The organism is Pseudochrobactrum albidum (assembly GCF_051851455.1).
GTDB lineage: Bacteria > Pseudomonadota > Alphaproteobacteria > Rhizobiales > Rhizobiaceae > Pseudochrobactrum.
Map to the genome: position 1 here is coordinate 1 of NZ_JBPVTR010000002.1, position 4,007 is coordinate 4,007.

Here is a 4,007-nt window from a genome sequence, read left to right on the forward strand (position 1 = left end):
ATGGTACTTCGTCTTAAGACGCGGGAGAGTAGGTCGCTGCCAGGTCTGCTAAACGCATAAAATAAAAAAATCTTCTCTTTAAATAAAAACAAGCTCATATTTAAGCAGTAGGATTTATGGGCGTCAAATATCCATAAAACATGCTTGAATAACTATAATCTATCGCGGGGTGGAGCAGCCCGTTCGGCCTAAAATCGATACTCAATCGATTTCTTGACGGCCTCACCTCATCAGGCTACGCCTGACTTCGCTCCCGGGCTGTCAAGCTCGTAACACTTTTATCGCGGGGTGGAGCAGCTCGGTAGCTCGTCAGGCTCATAACCTGAAGGCCGCAGGTTCAAATCCTGCCCCCGCAACCAATTTTTCTTTTATATTTTAAACGCTTTCACCGAAACCCGCAGCCACGGGTTAACCCCAAAATCATGCCATGAAAGTACTGTGGAAGCAAGCGGCATACAAGTAAAAATATCAAAGACCTCAAAATTGAGGTCTTTGAATCATAAATCTATCGAAATATTTAACCTATTTATGAATACACACTTAGACTGAATTTATCAGAGACATTCGGAAGCCTGATATTACCACTTAACACGGAAAGCTATATTACCCTTAAAGGTGTAGCTATTACCGAAATTATTCAAACTGGTGCTGACAATACCTTCGCCATAAATCGAGTATTTGTCGTTATTCCAATTGTACGAGCCACCAAAGCCCAGTCCGCCCCATAGGCGTTCTTTATCAGATACAAGGCTTGTGCCTGCAACATCAACCCGTGTTCCTTCTATAAACTCATAATAGATATTAGTAATGCCATAGATATGATTGCGATTGGTTAGACCCTTTGCATTCTGCCAAGAGTTCTCACGATCGAGTGTAATACTAAAACGGCTCTGTAGGCTTTCACCACTATCCAGGCTGACATCCACACCATATACATCATCAAAACTATTAAAGCGGACATTGGAATAAACAAGCTGTGCCTGTGGTGTGATAGACCATACTTGATCAAAAATAAAACGTTTACCGCTCTCAACGGACAACGCATAACCAAAGCCTTTATTACTAGAAATGAGACCAATATTGGCGAGTGTCGATGATAAATTAGAATTGTACCATGTCGCTTGTGCTTGACCATCAATATAGAAACCTTCATTACTATACCAAGTCAGCGTTCCACCGAGACCATAACCATCGGTAGAAATATCGCCGTCGCCATGCACAGAGTTTATCTTGGTTTTACCAGTCACATATTGAAGAAAAATACCACCGACGAGTGAACTACTTTCTGCTTGGCTCAACATGCCATCAAGGCCCGTCTTCAACCTGAATTCATTCAGCTGGTATTTGCTGCTTGAGGTCGAATATCTTGGGTCAATATAATTATGGTTACCTATAATTTGTCCCCATGTACCATTGCCATCAACATAGACACCGGCTTCCTCCAGAGTATCATAAAACTGGATAGCATCTGCGCCTTCAGTAATGACCTTATTACCTCTTCCAGCCCAGAAACGGTTACCAATACGCTGTTGTAACGTGCTTAAACCGTTCAGCTCAAGCAATGCTTGTGGGTAGGTTTCATAAACAGGAACACCCGGCTGATGACGCGGTGTTGGGGCAGGTGCAGGACCGCTGTTTAAGTTGCTCCGTAAATACCAATTACCATCATTAGGCTGATGTAGACTATTCTTATGTAGTGTATATGAATAGGCACCTGCAACAACTGCCTGCTGACCATCTTTGGTCACATAGTCCCCTCGAAGATTAAATACTGCATCAGACTCTCCTTTGACTTCTATAATTTTAATACCGTCTTGGGTTTGCGCACCTTTACCGTTGTGGTTCAAAATAGACACAGTGCTTGTTCCTGATGTTTTTCCTATAACTGAAAGCATGCTGGTAGGAGAACTGTCATCACCTAGAACAGTATTTATGATAATTAGACCACCATTACCAAGATATTTGCCATTAACTGTTAATACTTGCATGTCATCATTCCCAGGTGCTATTATGCCGTCAGGTTCCAGAGTTGTTGGCCCAACAATACCCCCCCCTTGTAGGCGTCCAGAAAAAACATGCATGACTCCGCCCAATGATCCATTAACAGCTAATATTCCAGCTTGAACCGAACTTACGCCCAAAAAACCACTGCTATCCGCTGATAGGATTGTTTTACCTGCGCCTATTTGATCAAAATAACCGTCACCACTGATATGACCTGCATACTCGAATGTATTGGAGCGATTGATAATAAATCGTCCCCTATTCTCCACGTCTCCAATTAACCCACCTGCGATGCCTCCATTACCTAATTGAATTCCACCAGATTTAATTATTGTTGAGCCTGTATAGATATTATTCTTTGTAAAAATTGTTATACCGGCGCCTTGATTATAAACGGTTCCTCCGCCATCAATTGTATAATCGTATATCAACTGGTTTGATCTGTTGAAGAATAAAGAGCCATTGTTGTGAATATCGCCAGACAGACTACCACTAGAACCACCATTGCCAATATGCATGAATGCCCCATTGGCAATTGTAGCGCCACCATTGGTCGGTAAGCCGTTATATTCGAACCTGACATTGCCAGAAAATCCTAAATCGCCATTTTTAACCATAACGGTTGATACGCTCGTGCCTCGCAAGGTAACGTCCCCTGAAATGTCCCATTTATTGCCATCCATCGTTAATGTATCAAAGCCGTTAAACTGATCATTTTCTGAACCGGTGCCGGTTAATAAAATATGGTTATTTACATTATCACTTATAGAGCTACCATTGAGCTGAGATCCGGTTGTTAAGTGAAGAATATTATTTTTACCTAGGAACCGTAGCGCATGTCCATTAGCTTGATTTGAACCAATAACACCTGAATTATGAAGCTCTATATTATCTCCAATGGCCAGAAAACCTACGCCACCCGTAATTGTCCCGCTGTTTATAATAGAAGATGAAGTAGGTCCGAATTGAGTACTTGTACCAACCGCGACACCATAACCCAACTGTCCTGAACCGAGGATAATGCCAGTATTATTTAGCTTACCTCCAGCAAAAAAATAAACTGCTGAAAAGTCTTTTTCATTACCTGTTGATTGAATAAATCCTTTATTGTTTAAAGATGAATATTCCAGCATATGGACTGCATCTCCAGCTCCGATAATAACACCTGTTTCACTATTATTTATCGTTCCTCCATTTCTAAGTGATATTCCGGCATCTTCACCAAGATTTTCTTTACCATCACCAATAATTGTTCCATGGTTATCTATTAATACTGAACCAAATGTTTTAGCATCTATCCACATACCGCTTCCTCGCCCCACACCGCTTCCGGTTCCATGTAGCAGACCGTAGTTTGTTATTGTCCAATCTTGACTATTGTCTGATTGAATAGCGTTACTAGTAGTATTATTGATATCAGCTATAACCGAAACAGTACTTCCTATTTCAAATGTTGTACTGCCTGCCGGAGGCACATCTTCTAAAAAAACTGTTTCCGTACTATTATTTATCTGAATAGTTTGAGAATAGGAAAATTTTTGAGAAAATAACAAAATAAAAATAAAAAAAATAAAGTATTTAATTATTATTTTAAAATAAAAATTAATCATAAATAGGCCCCATTAAATTAATATTTATATATTATTTTAAATTTTTAATAAAATTAGATAATTATTACTTAATAATAATATTTATATTTTTATAAAATTTACCATATGATAATATATATCAAGACATTAAGCAATATATTGTATTTTTTTGTGTCTGTATTCTGTAATATAAGACAGAGTAGATGACATTTTGCGCAATGATCCTAGGCTCAGGATCTATTAAATTGGTTGCATGACGGGTGGTGAGTTGCGTCAATGGCGACGTCAGGAGGCGTTGCTATGAGTGATTTGTTTTGGTTGTCGCCGGCGCAGATGCGGCGGATTGAGCCATATTTTCCACTGTCGCATGGAGTGCCGCGGGTCGATGATCGGCGGATTATAAGCGGCATCATC

Annotated in this window: 1 protein-coding gene, 1 tRNA gene and 1 pseudogene; 2 read left to right on the forward strand and 1 reads right to left on the reverse strand. The window is 40.0% G+C overall.

Annotated features, from left to right (window positions below; all coding sequences use genetic code 11):
- The first annotated feature begins 282 nt into the window (after positions 1–282).
- A tRNA-Met gene (locus ACSTTO_RS00020) sits at positions 283–359 on the forward strand.
- A gap of 219 nt (positions 360–578) precedes the next feature.
- Here the strand turns inward: ACSTTO_RS00020 and ACSTTO_RS00025 are convergent.
- Positions 579–3,614: an autotransporter family protein gene (locus tag ACSTTO_RS00025; RefSeq protein WP_439271083.1), complete on the reverse strand. Its 3,036-nt coding sequence runs from the start codon at positions 3,612–3,614 to the stop codon at positions 579–581.
- A gap of 279 nt (positions 3,615–3,893) precedes the next feature.
- Between ACSTTO_RS00025 and ACSTTO_RS00030 the strand changes: the two are divergent.
- Positions 3,894–4,007: pseudogene (locus ACSTTO_RS00030) on the forward strand (IS5/IS1182 family transposase); the annotation flags it as partial.

Excerpts from the sequence above, each read along its gene's own strand:
- ACSTTO_RS00025 (WP_439271083.1), bottom strand. The coding sequence starts at position 3,614 with ATGATTAATTTTTATTTTAAAATAATAATTAAATACTTTATTTTTTTT.